A 15,903-nucleotide genomic window follows, 5' to 3' on the forward strand; every position below is an offset into this window, starting at 1 on the left:
ACGCCGCGTGGCCGAATGGGCCGTTGAGCAGGTTGATCACGCGGGCGTTGCGGGCCGGGAGCGACGAGACAGCGCGGTAGCGCCGAGCCGGGCTGGAGCTGGTGATGTTCAATCCACCCTGAGGGTACGCGGGACTTGCCTGCCATCAAGCCCCGCGCCGCCCTGCGGCCTAGACTGGAACAAACGATTCCGGAGCGGGGGACATCATGGCGTACGACAGCATCCTGGTCCATCTCGACGGGAACAGGCAGGCCATGCAGCGCCTGCACGTGGCCGGGCGTATCGCCGCCGCCAGCCAGTGCGCGCTGATCGGCCTGCTCGCCGGGCGCGTGCCCGACCCCACCTGGTTCTACCGCATGAACAATGCCCAGCGCTGCCTGGCCGAAGACCAGGAGCGCCGCCGGCTGCAGCGCGAGAACATGCGCTGCGCGTTCGAGGCCGCCACCGCGGATCTGCCGCTCGCATGCGAGTGGCGCACGGTCGACCGCGACCCGGTCGTGCTGGCGCTGCGCGAAGCGCGCGAGGCCGGCCTGATCGTGTCCGGCCAGTACGATGCCGACAACGCCGAAGGCCCGGTCGCGCGGCAGTTGCTGGAGGCGCTTGTGCTCGAAACCGGCCGGCCCACGCTGGTGGTGCCGTGCGCCGGTGAGTTCGCCAGCGTCGGCACGCGCGTGCTGGTGGCATGGAACGGCAGCCGCGAGGCCGCGCGCGCGCTGCATGACGCGCTGCCGCTGCTGGCCGGCGCGCGGGCGCGCGTGCTGAGCGCCCAAACCGTGGCCAGGGAGCCGCGCCCCGATGCCACGCCGGTCAGCCACGCGGTGCGCGTGCTGGAACGGCAGGGCGCGGCGGTGGAGGTGGAGCACGGCCCCGGCGGCGCCGATCTGGCCATCGGCGAGCTGATCCTGTCGCGCGCGGCGGACTTCGGTGCCGACCTGATCGTGATGGGCGCCTACGGGCACGGCCGGCTGCGCGAGCTGGTGCTCGGCGGCGTGACCAGGGTGGTATTGCAGTCGATGACGGTGCCGGTGCTGTTCTCGCACTGAGGGGTGCGGCGGCGGCCCACATCTGATCCATAAGAACTCGGACTACAGCTGCGACGCAAACTCCTCCAGCTGCGTAATGCAGGTATTCCAGCCCTCGTAGAAACCCAGCTCCTCATGCTGCTTGCGCGTGGCCTCGTCCGGATGCATGACGCGGGCGATGTAGCGCGTGCCGTCACCTTCGTCAGCCATGGAGATGACTGCGGTCATCGACAGCCACGGCGTAGCCGGCCGATAGCCCGCCACCAGCGCCGACGTGGAGACGATCTTCTCCATCGGTACGATTTCCAGGAAGCAGCCCGGGTTGTCGCTGGTGCCGCCGTCGGGGCCTTTCATGAAGGTATGGAATGCGCCGCCGGGCCGCATGTCGAAGGCACGCACCTCGGTGGTCCAGGGTTTGGGGCACCACCATTCCTTGAGCAGCTGCGGATCGCTCCAGGCGCGCCAGACCTTGGCGCGCGGGGCCTTGATCAGGCGCGAAATCACCAGGTCCTGGCTCTCAGGGCTGGCGGCGTTTTGGTTTGCTTCCGGGTTCGGCATCAGACAGTTCCTCCTGGTGGAGCGCTTCGACAAAGGCGGCCATGCGATCCGTCCTGGCTTCCCATAGCGCGCGTTGATCGGCCAGCCATTGCTGCGCGTCGGTGAGCGGCTGCGGTACCAGCTCGCAGGTGCGCACGCGCCCCGTCTTGCGCGAGCGGATCAGCCCGCTGCGCTCCAGCACCTGCAGGTGCTTCATGAACGAGGGCAGCGCCATCGCGAACGGGGCCGCCAGCGCCGAGACCGTTTCCGGCCCGCGCCCGAGCACGGTGACGATGGCGCGGCGGGTGGGATCCGCCAGCGCGTAGAACACGTCGGACAGCTCGGGAACGGTGGCAAGCTCGGCGTAATGGTTAGCCATGTGGCTAAGTATAGGGAGGGCGGCGCGACTTGCAAGACTTAAATGCGCAGCGCCCCGGGGATAAGCCGGGGCGCTGTCAGGCGAGCAAGGGGGCGGGGCGGGCCTATTGCTGGCGAACGTATGCTGCCAGCGCGCGCACTTCGTCCGGTTTCAGGCTGGCAAACGGCGGCATCGGTACCGCACCCCATTTGCCGCTGCTGCCGCCGCGAATGCTGGCTTCCAGCTTTGCCTGGGCCTGTGCGTCTTGCTTGTAGCGCACGGCAACCTCGTGGTACGCCGGGCCCACGACCTTCTGCGTCACGCTGTGGCAGCTGAGGCAGGCATTCTTGGCGAGCAGGCCTTGCACGTCGACCGCGGCGGCCGAGGCGGCCGCCGGCGCGGAAGCCGGCGCGGCCGGCTTGGCGGCCTTCTGTGCGATCGCCACGATCTCCGGATCCTTCGCCTTGGCCGAGCCATACGCCACGGCCAGGTAGGCGCCGAGCTGCTCGACCTCGGCATCGTCGATCGGTGCGCCGTACGCCTGCTGCATCTTCTTCATCTCGGCGGTCCACTGCGCCAGGCTCAAGCCGGGCGGCTGGTAGGAGACGTAGTCGGCCGAATGGCAGATCGCGCATTTCTGCATGGCGACGCCGTAGCCCGGAAGCTTGGCGGGTTTGAGCCTGACGTTCTCCGCTGGCAGCTTGATGTCCTGCGGTGCCGCGCAGGCGTGGCCGGCGCCGAGCAGCGCGAGCGCCAGCAGCGCGGGGGCGATGGTTGCTTTCATGGCGCGCTCCTCAGGCGATGGTGACCGGTGTGGCTTCGATGACATTGCGGCGGTAGCCGGCGGGGTTCCAGCTGGCCTTGGCCGGCTGGGTTTCGCCGTTGTTGCTGGTTGCGCGCACCATCAGCACCGCCGGGCCCTTGCGGGCGAATTTCACCGGCAGCTGCCACGCACGGAACGAGAAGCGCCCCAGGTCCTGGCCGAGCGTGGCAGCCTGCCAGTGAAGGCCGCCGTCGACCGAGACTTCCACGGTGCGAATGCCCGAGCCGCCGTCGAAGGCGATGCCCTTCAGTTCTACGGTGCGCCCCGCGGGCAGCACGCCGTCCGGGCCCACGCTGGTGATAAAGCTGCGCACCGCCAGCGTCGAAATCGGCCGCGTCTTGGTGGCGGGGGTGCCCGGCGCCACGCACTGGCAGTCGTTGTCCGGCACGCGGTAGCCCTTGGTCATGAAGAAGGCGTCATGGCCTTCGAAGGGGTGGTCCAGCACCTCGATCTCGGACAGGTGCTTGATCCAGTAGGTGCCGAAGTATCCCGGCACCACCAGCTTGAGCGGATAGCCGTTGAGCAGCGGCAGGTCTTCGCCGTTCATGCCCCACGCCAGCAGCGGCTCGCCGTTCATCGCATGGGCGATATCGAGCGACTTGCGGAAGTCCGGCGTGCTCGGCAGCACCGGCGTATCCATGCCGTTGAAGGTGACTACCTTGGCGCCGGCCTTGACGCCGGCATGCTCCAGCACCTTGCGCAGCGGCACGCCGGTCCAGCGCGCATTGCCCATCGCGCCATTGGCCAGCTGTGCGCCGAACACGCGTGGCTCGGAGAAGCCGCGGCTGTTGCCCGAGCACTGGTTCACTGCAACCACTTCGACCGGCTCGCCAAGTTTCTTGAGCGCTTCCAGCGACAGCCGCAGCGGCTTGTTGACATGCCCTCCCACGCTCAGGCGGAAGGTGGCCAGATCTACCGACAGCGGGATGTTGGCCAGGTGGTAGCGCACGAAGAACGCATCGTTGGCGGTGATCGGGCCTTCATTGAAGGTGGAGAAGGGCGTTTCCAGATGCGGCGGGCGGGTGCTGACGCGCACCAGCGGGCGTTTGCCGGGGTAGCGCACCAGCGGGCGCGGGCCGTCGGCGAGTGTGACGCCGTCGGCGGTCTTGGCGGCGAGCGCGCCGAGCGGCGTGGCGCCCAGCGCCAGCAAGCCGGCGTTGCGGACGAAGCGGCGGCGGTCGGACAGCAGCCGGGAAGCGCCGTCAGGGTCGGCGTGGTTGTTCTTGTCTCGCATGGGGGCGTCTCCTTGGCGCGTTGGGCGTGCGCAATGCGTTGTGGCGCTAACTTTGCTGCCGGCGCGTCAACTTGTGAAACGGCTTTTCCTGCTAGAGCTTATCGATTCAATCGATATAGGGAAGTCCGCGGTAAACGCCCTGAAGAATCCGCTTGCATCGCAGAATCCGTTTCCCTACACTTACCAAAACGTTTTTGTTAGCGGAAATCGATAATATCTGAGGCGAATTGCGCACAGACGCAGCGGCCGGCCTGAAACCCAGCCGCACAACGCCCGACACACCAAAACGAGGAGCAACTGCATGTCCCACGCCGCCCCCGCGCCGGTGGATGAACTGCTGCCATGGCGGCGCCTGTTCGTCTTCGGCCTTCAACATGTCCTGGTCATGGCCGCGTCGCCGATCGCGTCCGTGTTCCTGATGAGCAAGGCGCTCAACTTTCCGCCGGCGCTGGCGGTGCAGTTGCTCAGCGCCACCTTTGTGATCTGCGGCCTCGGCACGCTGCTGCAGTCGCTGGGCAAGCGCGGCATCGGCGCAAGGCTGCCGTTCGTGATGCTGCCCGGCGGCGCGCCGATCGTGCTGTTCATCCTGATCGCGCAGCAGACCGACGTGCAGACCGCGGCCGGCGCGGTGATCCTGACCGGCGTCTTCTACTTCTGCGTGTTGCCGGTGTTCCGGCGCTGCTTGCGCTATTTCCCGCCGGTGGTGGTGGGGACGATGCTGCTGCTGGTGGCGATCAACCTGGCGCAGGTGTCGGGCCGGCTGGTTGCGGGGCACCCTGCCGCCGGCGCCACGGTCGATCCGGTCAACCTGTTGCTGGCCTTTGCCACCATCGCCTGCACGGTGGCCGCATCGCGGCTGCTGACCGGCATGCTGGCGCAACTGGCGATCCTGCTCGGCTTGCTGGGCGGGGCATTGGTAGCCGCGTTGGTCGGCGCGTTCCACGTCGGCCATGTGTCGATGACGCCGGTGCTGGCGCTGCCCACGCCGTTCCCGTTCGGCATGCCGCACTTCGATGTGGTGGCTGCGATCCCGCTGATGGTGTTTGCCGTGATCTCGATGGTGGAGGCCACCGGGCAGACGCTGGCAATCAGCGATGCAGTGGGCCGGCCGGTGGACCAGCAGCGCGACGTGCCGCGCACCATCCGCGCCGATGCGCTGACCTCGCTGCTGGGCGGCATGTTTGGCACCTCGCTGATCATCACCAGCGGCGAGAACATTGGCATCGTGCGGGCCACCGGCGTGCGCTCGCGCTTTGTCACCGCGGTGTCGGGCGCGATCCTGGTGGTCTTTGGCCTGCTGGTGCCGGTGTCGTCGCTGATCAGCGCGATCCCCGAGGCGGTGGTCGGCGGCACCGGGCTGGTGGTGTTCTGCATCGTCGGCACCATGGGCATCGACATGCTGCGCAAGGTCGACCTGCGCCACCACGCCAACATGTACGTCGTGGCCGTGGCGCTGGCCGTGGGCCTGCTGCCGATCCTGGTGCCGGGCATCTACGGCGGGTTGCCGGCAAACCTGCGCATCCTGGTGGGCAACGGCGTGGCGATGGGGGCCATTACCGCGGCCCTGCTCAACTTCCTGTTCTTCCACACGGGACTGCGTGCCGCGGCACCGGCCGCGGCGGTCGGCGACGATGCCGCCGCCACGCACTGATCCCGTTTCCTGAATCGCAATGACTGAACGCAATGCATACGCGCCGGCCTGGCCCGGCGACAACACCCCGGCGCTGCAGCCGGACCTGTTCGCGCAACCGCGCATCCTGCTGCCGGAATGGACGCTGCTGCGCCAGGGCGCGGTACGCGGGCACGCGGTGGTGGTGGAGGGCGGCTGCTTCACGGCCGTGGGCAAGGCTGACGAAATCACGGCGCGCTTCCCGGAGCTGGAAACCTTGCCGCTGCCGCGCATGCTGCTGATGCCCGGCATGATCGACACGCACCACCACCTGACCCAGTCGTTCGGCAAGTCGCTGGTGTTCGGCGAGCCGTCCGAGATCTTCCGGCGCGTATGGGTGCCGCTGGAGGGCAGCCTGAAGGCGGAGCACCTGTACCTGTCGTCCAAGCTGGCGGCGCTGGAGGCGCTGCGCGGCGGCTTTACCACCGTGGTCGATGCCGGCACGCGCAGCGACGCGGGGCTGGACGCCGTGGCCCGCGCGGTCACCGATGCCGGCGTGCGCTGCGTGCTGGGCCTGATCTGCAACGACAAGCCCGGCGCCGAGACGCTTGACGCCGCGCCGATCCTGCGCCGCGCTGCCGCGCACGTGGACAAGTACGCGAGCGATCCGCTGGTGGCGCCGTCGCTGGCGATCTCGATCCCGGAGGTCGCTTCCGACGCGATGCTGCACCACGTCTACCAGCTCTGCGCGGAGTCCGGCCGCATCTTCCAGACGCACGCCAACGAGCATCTGGTGGCGGTGGAGCGCTCGCTCAACGCCTGCGGCCGGCGCCCGATCGAACACCTGGCGGCGGTGGGCGCGCTTGGCCCCGCGGCGCTGCTGGCCCATGCCACGCTGGTGACGCCGCATGAAATCCGGCTGCTCGCCGATAGCGGCGCGGCAGTGGCCTACAACCCCGTCGCCAGCGCCTGGAAGGGCAATGCCGTGGCGCCGGCGGAAACCATGGCCACCTTTGGCGTGCGCCTTGGCCTGGGCACCGACGGCACCCGCAGCGACGGCTTCCGCCTGCTCGACTATGCCGAGGCCGCGCAGCGCTTCGCTTTCGGCATCGGCGTGGGCGATTCGTCGTGCGGCGCGGGCTGGCGCTGGGTCGACATGGCCACGCATGACGCGGCCGATGTCGCGGGCCTGGGTGCGCTGACCGGCGAGATCGCTACAGGCAAGCGCGCTGACTTCTTGCTGGTCGACCTGGACGTGCCGGAACTGGCGCCATCCTGGGACCTGACCTGGGAACTGGTGCGGCTGGCCAACCGCGACCAGATCCGCGCAGTCTTTGTCGATGGCAGCCTGCGCCTGTGGCAGGGCTGGCCCACCGACTGGGATGCCCGCGCGCTGATGCGGGCCATCCATGCGATGGCCGAGGACACCGTCGCCAACGCGCCGATCCGCAAGCTGCATGAAGCCGCCGACATCCACCGCGCGCGCCATGCGACCAGCGCTGCGCCCACCAACACGGAAGCCTGACGATGGACATGACGTGGTTCAGTGTCGGCGTGGCGGTCTTCACCGGCGCGCTGATCCAGGGCGCGACCGGCATGGGCTTCGCGCTGATCGTGGTGCCGGTGCTGGCGCTGGCCGCGCCGGCGATGCTGCCGGGCGCCTTGCTGCTGGCAATGCTGCCGCTGAACGCCTACGTGGCCTGGCGCGAGCGCCACGCCATCGACTTGCGCGGTGCGGGCTGGATCAGCGCCGGACGGCTGGCCGGCACCTTCGGCGGGCTGTGGGTGCTGGTGGCGATGCCGATGGCGTGGCTCAACGCGCTGGTGGGCGGCAGCACCATTGCGGCCGCGCTGGCGTCGCTGCTGGCGCCGGCCTTTACGCCGGGGCGGCTGACGTTCGCCTCGACCGGACTCATCACCGGCGTCACCGAGACCGCCACCGGCGTGGGCGGGCCGCCGCTGGCGCTGGCCTACCAGCACGCGCCCGTGGCCACGCTGCGCGCGACCGTGGCGCTGTGCTTCCTGGTGGGTGAGGTCATCTCGCTGGTGGTGCTGGCGCTAAGTGGCAAGCTCGGCATGGAGCAGGTGCTCTATGCCGTCGGCCTGCTGCCGGTGCTGGGCGTGGGCATGGTGGCCAGCCACCTGGTGCACCGGCGCATCAACCAGCGCATGCTGCGCATCGGCGTGCTGGTGTTCGCGCTGGTGTCGGGTGCGGTGGTGCTGCTGCGCGGCTAAGCGCTGGGCGTGGACGAGGCCCGCACCACCAGCTCTGGGGCGGGCCCTGCGATCACCGTGCGGCTGCGGTCGCCGGAAAGATGGGCGAACAGCAACTCGACCGCCAGCGACGCCACACGCTCCAGATGCAGGTTGACCGCGGTGATCGGCGGCTGTGCGCCGCGGGCGCGGATGCCGTCGTAGCGCGTCACCAGCAGCACGTCGTCGGGCACGCACTTGCCCAGGCCTTGCAGGTAGGTCATCGCGCCCACGGCAAACGCATCCACCGGCGCGCACAGTGCATCCAGCTGCGGCATTAGTGCCAGCAATTGCGCGCAGGCATCGGCACCGGCGGCCTCGCCGCGCTCCTCGGGCGCCTTGACGATATGGCAGGGCAGCCCGGCCGCCTGCGTGAACTCGCGATAGGCGCGCTCGGTTTCCACGTACGACTGGCGCGGTGCAGCGCCTATCATCAGGCCGATATGCCGGCGGCCGTGGCCATGCAGGTGCTCCAGCAGCAGGCGGGCGGTCTCGGCCGATTGCAGGTCGACGCAGGGCACCGGCGCATCGGTCAGCGGCTCGCGCCCGATCGACACGATGCTGACACCGCGTTCGCGCAGCCGTGCGATATGCGGGTCGCCGGCGATTGGCTCGATCACGATGGCGCCGTCGATATCGAGCGTATCCAGCAATCCGCCCGCGCCCTCCAGCGGCGGCACAAGCACCACGCCCAGCCCACGGCCCATCGCCGCTTCCGCCGCGATCGCCGCCACTTCCATCATGAACCCCAGCCGCGAGGTGCCACCCGCCACCGCGAACGGCATCGACGACAGCAGCGCGATGCAGTTGGCGCGGCCCGACTGCAGCCGCTGTGCGCGCACGCTGGGGCGGTAGCCCAACTCCGCTGCAATGCGCTTGACCCGCGCGCGCGTGGCCGGGTCCAGCACGCCGCGGTCGTTCAGCGCGTGCGAGACCGTGGTCAGCGACACGCCGGCGGCGCGGGCGACGTCATGGATGGTGAGGCGGCGGGGGCGGTCTGGCTTGGAGTCGGGCATGCCGGGTTTGAGCTAGGGGTCAGGGCGGAGGATACAACAGCGGCTGCGCGCTGGTCAGCGTCGCGCGCCGTTGCCGGCGGGCGCTGACGACAGTTCTTTCCAGTGCTCCCGCGTAAAGGCGTAGAACGTTTCCAGTGCGGGCGACAGCGAGCGCGCGGCCATGCGCGCGATGCCATAGCGGCCGCAGCGGCGCAGATCGGGCTGCTCGATCCGGCGCCCGCTTGTCGGCGAGATGGTGCGGCCGCTGCCGCACGGCGAAGCTGGCGAATCCGCGCTGGTCTTCATCGGCGCCTTCGATGCCGCGGGAGCCGATTCCATTCGCGCCTGCATGGCAGTCTGCACTGGCCCGAAGCGGCAGGCGTCAGGTATGGAACTCGCCAGTGGGGGCATCCGAGGAAGGTGGCCGCTCCCAGCCGCTGCGCTCGAACTCCGCGATCACCTGCGCGCCCAGCAACAGCAGCGTCGCCGCGATCTCCAGGCTCAGCAGCACCACGATCGCGGTGGTCAGCGAGCCATAGACCCGCCCCACCTGGGACAGCGTGGTGAAGTACCACACCAGCACATGGCGCGAGATCTCCCACAGCACCGCGGCCAGCACCGCGCCGCACAGCGCATGCCACAGCGACAGCCGGCCCACCGGCATCACCATGTAGATCGACGTCAGCATCAGGACCTCGCCCAGGAAGCCAAGCAGGTAGAGCAGGGTGGTCGAAAGCCGGTCGAGCGACCAGTCATGGCCCATCACTTCCACATGCCGTTCGCCAATGGCGATCAGTCCACCCGATACCAGCGTCACCAGCAGCAGCCCCACGCTCAGCACCGCGATATAGCAGTAGGGCAGCACCGCCGAGACCAGGAAATGCCGGCGTCGGATCGCCACGCGATGGACGAAGATCACCGACATGGCGTTCTCCAGCACCGTGAACGCCAGGGAGCTGAAGAACAGCATCGTGCCGAGCAGCACCCAGCCCACCGTGGCGCGGTTGCGCAGGAACGCCGCAAGTTCAGGCACCAGCGCCTTGGACTGACCCGGCACTACCCACTCCAGGTAGCGCGCCAGCGTCGACAGCAGCAGTCGAGGGTCGATCACATGCGACAGCGCGATCACCATCAAGATCAGCAAGGGCACGATCGACAGCAGCGCGTAGTAGGCCACTGCGCCGGCCAGCAGCAGGCCCTGGTTAGCACGGAACTGCACCAGCGTGCGCCACACGAAGCGCCCCGGATGACGGAGCAGGTCGCGGACGCGGGCGTCGAGAAGCTGCATGGCGGACACCGGAGAGGGCAGGTGCCGACATTATGCGTCGGCGGGCGCCCATGTGTCCGGCCTGTGGTGCCGGCAGCGCCCGCGCCGCGGCGGTTCCCACCGCGTGAAGTCAGACCTTGATGTCGATGGTCTGGCCCAGGTGCGGCGGGTTGCTGGCCGCAACCGGCTGGGGCATGGCCTGCAGCAGTGCAGCCACGCCCTGTGCCTGCATGTCCAGCGACTTGCGCAGCATCAGCAGGGCCACCGGATCGGCGCCCGGATCGCCCGCCAGGCCGGCGGTGACGTTGGAAATTTCCATGAAGGGGGTTCCTCGTTGAAGGTTGGGAAAGACACGGCGGGAGCGCCGCCGGCCGGCGGTCGGGACGGAGCCGCCGCCAGTTCCCAATGACGGCCACGGCCGCCCAACCTTGAGCGCCGCGGGCGCGGAGGACATTCCAACGGGTTATGGCGCCATGCCGAATACGTCATTGTGGTCATGCCTTGCCTCCGTCAATATGGCGCCCGCAGCCTGTATCACCCAGGCCTGCAACCAGGCAAACAGCGGCGCCGGACCATGCGTGCGGACGCCGCAACAAGACAGGAGACAGCATGCGAGCGCATTCGCCATCGCGCAGGACGGGGTTCGGGCTGGGTCGGGCATGGCTGGCCGCGGTGCTGCTGGCGGTGCCGGCGGGCGTGTCGCTGGCGCAGGACGCCGCGGCCGGGGAGGGCATCATGCAGGGCTTTCCGCCGCCATCCGACAAGCAGGTCAGCCGCGGCAACGGCCTGCGCCCGCCTTTCATGCGCTGGGCGCTGAGCCACGCGCGCGAGATGTCTCCGACGGCGGGCATCCGGCATGCCAGCCAGCCAACGGCGCTGGCGGGACAGCAGGGCACCGAACTGGACGGCGCCACGTTCGCCGTAGCGGGTAACACGGTCCGGCTGGCCGACTACCTGCGCGATACCCATACCGACGGCTTTATCGTGCTGCACCGGGGGCGGATCGTGTATGAGCGCTACCTGGCAGGCTTTGGCCCGTACCAGCCGCATATCTGGGCCTCGATGACCAAGTCGGTGACCGGGCTGCTGGCCGCGATGCTGATCGAGGAGGGCAAGCTCGACCCGCAGGCGCGGCTGGCGCAGTATGTGCCGGAGCTGGCGGACAACCCGTTCGGCGAGGCCACGGTACAGCAGAACCTGGACATGGAGGTGCCGGTGGGCTATCCGGAAGCACTGCCGCCGGACCTGGGCCTGTTCGGCGCAGTGGGCATCGTGCCGCGCAAGGCGGATGCGCCGGACAACATCTATGACTTCCTCAAGGTCGTGCACGCGACCAGCGGCACCGGCGACGGCGGGGTCTGGTACTACCAGAACGGCTCGCCCGAAGCGGTGGCCTGGGCCATGCGCCGCATCACCGGCAAGAGCTGGGCGCAACTGGTCACCGACCGGCTGTGGTCGCGTTTTGCCGAGGATGACGCCTATACCAGCGTGGATCGCCAGGGCACGGAGATGGCCAGCGGCGGGCTGAATTCCACGCTGCGTGACGCCGCGCGCTTTGCCGAGGCGGTGCGCAGGGCGGCGGCGGGCGATGCCTCGGGCGGGATCTCGCCCGGCGCCGTGCGCATCGCGCTGCAGCCGGCCGGCAACCAGGCCCGCGTTGCGCGAGGCAATACCGCGCCGGGCCGCGATGGCTATGGCTATCGCAACTACTGGTTCCAGCGCAACGACGGCGACGGCAGCATCGAGGCCAGCGGGCGCTTCGGCCAAAAGATCTACATCAATCCGGCCAAGGCGCTGACGGTAGTGAAATTCTCCGCTAGCCCGGACAGCGCCGCGCGCGCGACCAGCGCCGCCGGCGTGCGCAAGCGCGACGATCCGTCGCGCGCGCTGGAGTCAGCCGAAGCCATGGTGGCCGCGGCACTGGCAATCCACCGCGCGGTCAGCCGCTGAGCCGGCCGGCAGCGCCGGCATTCCCTTCGCGATTTCTCTCGCTTCCGCATGACCGCTGGTTCGCACCGATGTCTACCATGACCATGGCCTACGTGCAGCACGCCGGCATCAATTTCGACACTTCAGCCGTCAGCCTCGCCAACGGGTATTTCCTCGGCAGCGGCCATCGCAGCATGACGGCGGTAGCCGTCGGCATCCGCCACCGCTTCTGAGCACCGCGTCTACGCCGGAAACTCGGCCGGGGTTTGCTGCGCCCCGGCCGCCCGCCGCAAGCACTCCAGCATCGCCACCACCGCCGCGCGCGACAACCCGTCCTCGCGCCAGTACATCGACACCGAGCCAAAGCCCGCCAGCCGCAGCGGCACGATGCGCAGCGCGCCCATTTCCTCCAGCCGGCGCGCGGTGCGGTGCGAAGCCAGGCCGATCATGTCGCTGTTGTTGAACAGCGTGAGATTCAGGACGGTGGAATTGCTTTCCACGCAGTCGGCGGGCAGCGCGCGTTCGGCGCTGACCAGCGCACCTTCCAGCGCATTGCGGATCGGCGTACCGCGCGGCCATACCACCCAGCGGTAGCGGTACAGGTCGTCCCAGCCAATGCGCCCACCCTGCAGCAGCGGATGGCGCGGCCGCGCGACAAAGTGGATCGGCTCCATGTAGAGCGATTCCGTGCGCATATGCGCGCCCTGCAACTCTGGAGCGGAGCGACCCACCACGATATCGAGTTCGCTGCGCGCCAGCTGGTTCATCAGCCGGTCCATGGTGGTTTCCACCAGCCGCATGCTGGCGCGCGGCATCTGCTGCAGCAGTTGCAGGGCAGCCAACGGCACCGTATCGGCCGCCGAGGCCCCGGATGTGCCCACCACCACCAGCCCGCTGCCGCCATCGCGCATGGCCTGCAGATCGTCGCGTGCGGAATCGAGCTGCGCCTCGATCCGGCGCGCGTGCTCGATCAGCGACTCCCCGTAGGGCGTGGGCCGCAGCCCGCGCGCCTGGCGTTCGAACAGCGGCAGCCCGATATCGTCCTCCAGGTCCTTCAGCCATTTGGAAAGGCCCGGCTGGGTCGTATTCAGCATGGCCGCCGACTGGCTCATGTTGCCGGTCTCGGCCAGGCTCAGCAGCATCTGCAGGTTGCGCAGCCGCAATCTCTGGGTCCAGTCCATGGGGCTACCTATATAAAAAATCGTATCGATAAGATGAAAAGTTCATTTCAAATCTTATAGGGCCGGGCGTATAACGACAACAACACGGTGCGAGCGATGACGACGCACCCACAAGAGCGCTCCCAAAGCCCTGCACAAAGTTACGGAGACAGCATGTCCGAGCACACCCCTGATCCGGCCCGCGTGGCCTATTACGAACACATCGGCCGCAGCCACATGACCCCGTTGTGGGAGTCGCTGCACGCGCTGGTGCCGCCGCAACCGCGGCCGCAGATCGTTCCCGCCATCTGGAAGTACGCGCAGATCCGCCCGCTGGTGATGCAGGCGGGCAGCGTCATCAGCGCCGAGGAAGCTGTACGCCGCGTGCTGGTGCTGGAGAACCCTGGCATCCCCGGCAAGTCGAGCATCACCTCCACGCTCTACGCCGGCCTGCAACTGATCCTGCCGGGCGAGGTGGCGCCCAGCCACCGCCATACCCAGTCGGCGTTGCGCTTTATCGTCGAAGGCAAAGGCGCCTGGACCGCCGTGAACGGTGAGCGCACCACCATGCATCCCGGCGACTTCATCATCACGCCGTCGTGGACCTGGCATGACCATGGCAACCCGGCCGTCGAGGACGGTGGCGAGCCGGTGGTATGGCTGGACGGGCTGGATATCCCGCTGGTGCAGCAGTTCGATGCCGGGTTTGCCGAGAACTACCCGGAAGCCCAGCAGCCCGTGACCCGCGCCGAGGGCGACAGCTTTGCCCGCTTCGGGCACAACATGGTGCCGGTGCGGCACCGCGTGACCGATCCCACGTCGCCGATCTTCAGCTACCCGTACGAGCGCTCGCGCGTGGCGCTGGACCAGCTCTACCGCAACGGCGAGCTGGATGCGTGGGACGGTGTCAAGCTGCGCTATATCAACCCGGCCACCGGTGGCTGGCCGATGCCCACCATCGCCACCTTCATGCAGTACCTGCCCGCGGGCTTCCAGGGCAAGACCTACCGCAGCACCGATGCCACCGTGTACTGCGTGGTGGAAGGGCGCGGCACGGTCCGCATTGGCGACGCGCAGTTCCAGTTCGAGCCGCGCGATGTTTTCGTCGCCCCGTCGTGGGCGCCGGTGCAGCTGGGGGCGCTGGAAGACGCGGTGCTGTTCAGCTATTCCGACCGGCCCGTGCTGTCCGCGATGAACCTGCTGCGCGAAGCGCGCACCTGAGCATCCCGCAACCCTGGTCCGATCTGCCCCGGGCGGTGCCTGCGCGCACCGCCGGAGGCCTCCCGCATACCTGACGATTTCCGGAAACTCCGAACCATGTCCTACGTCTTCACGCCCTCCGCCATCGTTTCCATTCCCGTTGCCGGCAGCGACGACCAGTTCGCCGTGCGCCGCGTCTACTGCGTGGGCCGCAACTACGCCGCCCATGCCCGCGAGATGGGTTTCGATCCCGACCGCGAGCCGCCGTTCTTCTTCTGCAAGCCGGCCGACGCGATCGTCCCGGTGCAGGCCGGCACCACGCTGGACCTGCCGTATCCGGCGCAGACGCAGAACTACCACTACGAGGCCGAGCTGGTGGCAGTCATCGGCAAGGCCGGTTCGGATATCCCCGTCGAACAGGCACTCGAACACGTCTGGGGCTATGCCGTCGGCCTCGATATGACCCGCCGCGACCTGCAGATGAAGATGCGCGAAATGGGCCGCCCCTGGGAAATCGGCAAGGCCTTCGATGCCTCGGCGCCGGTCGCCCCGATCCACCGCGCCAGCGAGATCGGCCACCCGCAACAGGCCGGCATCTGGCTGACCGTCAATGGCGAGACCAAACAACGCAGCGACGTGTCGCACCTGATCTGGTCGGTGGCGGAGACGGTGGCCTACCTGTCACAGTTCTTCCGCCTGGAGCCGGGCGATGTGATCTTCACCGGCACGCCGGAAGGCGTGGGCGCGGTCAAGGCCGGCGAGACCATGGTCACGGGCGTCGATGGCCTCGGCGAGTTGACCGTGCGCGTAGTCTGAACCCGCGTGAATTGCAGCACACAGGCATTACCGATCATGCAGCTCTATAGTTTCTTCAACAGCTCGACGTCCTACCGGGTGCGCATCGCGCTGGCCCTCAAAGGCCTGCCGTACGACTACCTGCCGGTCAATATCCGCACCGGCCAGCACCACGAGCCGGAGTATGTCGACGGCATTAACCCGTCCGCGTCCGTGCCCGCGCTGGTGGATGGCAGTTTTACGCTCGGGCAGTCGTTCGCGATCATCGACTACCTGGACGCCCGCCATCCCGAGCCGCGCCTGCTCCCGCAAGACCCGGTACAGCGTGCGCGGGTGCTGGAACTGGCCACGCTGATCGGGTGCGATATCCACCCCGTCAACAACCTGCGCGTGCTGCGCTACCTGCAGGATGTGCTGAAGGTCACGCCCGAGCAGAAGGACGCCTGGTACCGCCACTGGATCGATGAAGGCATGGCCGGCGTGGAGCGCCTGCTGGCGCTGCACGGGCATGGCAGGTGGTGCTTCGGTGATGCGCCCACGCTGGCCGACGTCACGCTGGTGCCGCAGGTAGCCAATGCGCTGCGCATGGGCTGCGACCTCGGTCGCTACGAGCGCGCGATGGCGGTCTACGCCCACGCCAGCGCCCATCCCGCCTTTGCCCAGGCGGCGCCTGGACGCCAGCCTGACTACACCGCCTGACGCATCGCGCAGGCCAGGAGAC

17 protein-coding genes and 1 pseudogene are annotated in these 15,903 nt (G+C 68.5%); 9 read left to right on the forward strand and 9 right to left on the reverse strand.

Annotated features, from left to right (window positions below; translation table 11 throughout):
- Positions 1 to 206 precede the first annotated feature (206 nt).
- Complete coding sequence (locus tag AC10V3_RS24915) at positions 207 to 1,043, forward strand: universal stress protein (protein WP_022538084.1); 837 nt, start codon at positions 207 to 209, stop codon at positions 1,041 to 1,043.
- Positions 1,044 to 1,085: 42 nt separating this feature from the next.
- Here the strand turns inward: AC10V3_RS24915 and AC10V3_RS24920 are convergent, their stop codons facing one another.
- The 4 genes from AC10V3_RS24920 to sorA all read right to left on the reverse strand — a co-directional run bounded on the left by AC10V3_RS24920 (position 1,086) and on the right by sorA (position 3,974).
- Positions 1,086 to 1,580 (reverse strand): SRPBCC family protein, encoded by a 495-nt coding sequence (locus AC10V3_RS24920; RefSeq protein ID WP_022538085.1) that lies wholly within the window; start codon positions 1,578 to 1,580, stop codon positions 1,086 to 1,088.
- Complete coding sequence (locus tag AC10V3_RS24925) at positions 1,540 to 1,938, reverse strand: ArsR/SmtB family transcription factor (RefSeq protein WP_022538086.1); 399 nt, start codon at positions 1,936 to 1,938, stop codon at positions 1,540 to 1,542. Before AC10V3_RS24925 ends, AC10V3_RS24920 begins: the two co-directional genes overlap by 41 nt.
- Positions 1,939 to 2,041: 103 nt before the next feature.
- Complete coding sequence (gene sorB, locus AC10V3_RS24930) at positions 2,042 to 2,701, reverse strand: SorB family sulfite dehydrogenase c-type cytochrome subunit (RefSeq protein WP_490924115.1); 660 nt, start codon at positions 2,699 to 2,701, stop codon at positions 2,042 to 2,044.
- Between the two features lie 10 nt (positions 2,702 to 2,711).
- Positions 2,712 to 3,974: a SorA family sulfite dehydrogenase catalytic subunit gene (gene sorA, locus AC10V3_RS24935; RefSeq protein ID WP_490924116.1), complete on the reverse strand. Its 1,263-nt coding sequence runs from the start codon at positions 3,972 to 3,974 to the stop codon at positions 2,712 to 2,714.
- Positions 3,975 to 4,275: 301 nt separating this feature from the next.
- On the opposite strand from sorA, the gene AC10V3_RS24940 reads away from it, so the two are divergent.
- The 3 genes from AC10V3_RS24940 to AC10V3_RS24950 are packed head-to-tail and all read left to right on the forward strand — an operon-like array spanning position 4,276 to position 7,818.
- The gene (locus AC10V3_RS24940; RefSeq protein ID WP_349606094.1) at positions 4,276 to 5,625 is read left to right on the forward strand and encodes a uracil-xanthine permease family protein; all 1,350 of its coding nucleotides are present in this window, start codon (positions 4,276 to 4,278) and stop codon (positions 5,623 to 5,625) included.
- A gap of 19 nt (positions 5,626 to 5,644) precedes the next feature.
- The gene (locus AC10V3_RS24945) at positions 5,645 to 7,108 is read left to right on the forward strand and encodes an amidohydrolase family protein (RefSeq protein WP_022538090.1); all 1,464 of its coding nucleotides are present in this window, start codon (positions 5,645 to 5,647) and stop codon (positions 7,106 to 7,108) included.
- 2 nt (positions 7,109 to 7,110) lie between these two features.
- Positions 7,111 to 7,818, forward strand: a complete 708-nt coding sequence (locus AC10V3_RS24950) for a sulfite exporter TauE/SafE family protein (RefSeq protein WP_022538091.1) — start codon at positions 7,111 to 7,113, stop codon at positions 7,816 to 7,818.
- Here AC10V3_RS24950 and AC10V3_RS24955 read toward each other — a convergent pair.
- The 4 genes from AC10V3_RS24955 to AC10V3_RS24970 all read right to left on the reverse strand — a co-directional run bounded on the left by AC10V3_RS24955 (position 7,815) and on the right by AC10V3_RS24970 (position 10,417).
- On the reverse strand, positions 7,815 to 8,852 hold the full coding sequence (locus AC10V3_RS24955; RefSeq protein ID WP_022538092.1) for a LacI family DNA-binding transcriptional regulator: 1,038 nt from the start codon (positions 8,850 to 8,852) through the stop codon (positions 7,815 to 7,817). The two genes, AC10V3_RS24950 and AC10V3_RS24955, sit on opposite strands and share 4 nt — an antisense overlap.
- 54 nt (positions 8,853 to 8,906) lie before the next feature.
- Complete coding sequence (locus AC10V3_RS24960) at positions 8,907 to 9,170, reverse strand: hypothetical protein (protein WP_349606096.1); 264 nt, start codon at positions 9,168 to 9,170, stop codon at positions 8,907 to 8,909.
- A gap of 43 nt (positions 9,171 to 9,213) precedes the next feature.
- Positions 9,214 to 10,119, reverse strand: a complete 906-nt coding sequence (locus AC10V3_RS24965; RefSeq protein WP_051369951.1) for a YihY/virulence factor BrkB family protein — start codon at positions 10,117 to 10,119, stop codon at positions 9,214 to 9,216.
- 109 nt (positions 10,120 to 10,228) lie between these two features.
- On the reverse strand, positions 10,229 to 10,417 hold the full coding sequence (locus tag AC10V3_RS24970) for a YjfB family protein (RefSeq protein WP_022538095.1): 189 nt from the start codon (positions 10,415 to 10,417) through the stop codon (positions 10,229 to 10,231).
- Between the two features lie 290 nt (positions 10,418 to 10,707).
- Here AC10V3_RS24970 and AC10V3_RS24975 point away from each other — a divergent pair, with 290 nt between their 5' ends.
- Together AC10V3_RS24975 and AC10V3_RS24980 are read left to right on the forward strand one after the other, a co-directional pair.
- The gene (locus AC10V3_RS24975; protein ID WP_022538096.1) at positions 10,708 to 12,048 is read left to right on the forward strand and encodes a serine hydrolase domain-containing protein; all 1,341 of its coding nucleotides are present in this window, start codon (positions 10,708 to 10,710) and stop codon (positions 12,046 to 12,048) included.
- 61 nt (positions 12,049 to 12,109) lie between these two features.
- Positions 12,110 to 12,260: pseudogene (locus AC10V3_RS24980) on the forward strand (porin); the annotation flags it as partial.
- A 9-nt stretch (positions 12,261 to 12,269) separates the two neighbouring features.
- Here the strand turns inward: AC10V3_RS24980 and AC10V3_RS24985 are convergent.
- Entirely contained in the window at positions 12,270 to 13,208 is a 939-nt protein-coding gene (locus tag AC10V3_RS24985; RefSeq protein WP_022538098.1) for a LysR family transcriptional regulator, read from the reverse strand.
- Between the two features lie 153 nt (positions 13,209 to 13,361).
- Here AC10V3_RS24985 and gtdA point away from each other — a divergent pair, with 153 nt between their 5' ends.
- The 3 genes from gtdA (at position 13,362) to maiA (ending at position 15,881) form a co-directional block, all read left to right on the forward strand.
- On the forward strand, positions 13,362 to 14,408 hold the full coding sequence (gtdA, locus tag AC10V3_RS24990) for a gentisate 1,2-dioxygenase (protein ID WP_022538099.1): 1,047 nt from the start codon (positions 13,362 to 13,364) through the stop codon (positions 14,406 to 14,408).
- Between the two features lie 96 nt (positions 14,409 to 14,504).
- Positions 14,505 to 15,203: a fumarylacetoacetate hydrolase family protein gene (locus AC10V3_RS24995; RefSeq protein WP_022538100.1), complete on the forward strand. Its 699-nt coding sequence runs from the start codon at positions 14,505 to 14,507 to the stop codon at positions 15,201 to 15,203.
- Positions 15,204 to 15,239: 36 nt separating this feature from the next.
- Positions 15,240 to 15,881, forward strand: coding sequence for a maleylacetoacetate isomerase (gene maiA, locus AC10V3_RS25000; RefSeq protein WP_022538101.1), 642 nt, complete (start codon positions 15,240 to 15,242; stop codon positions 15,879 to 15,881).
- Positions 15,882 to 15,903: the final 22 nt, after the last annotated feature.

Source organism: Cupriavidus sp. PB-02 (assembly GCF_058252315.1).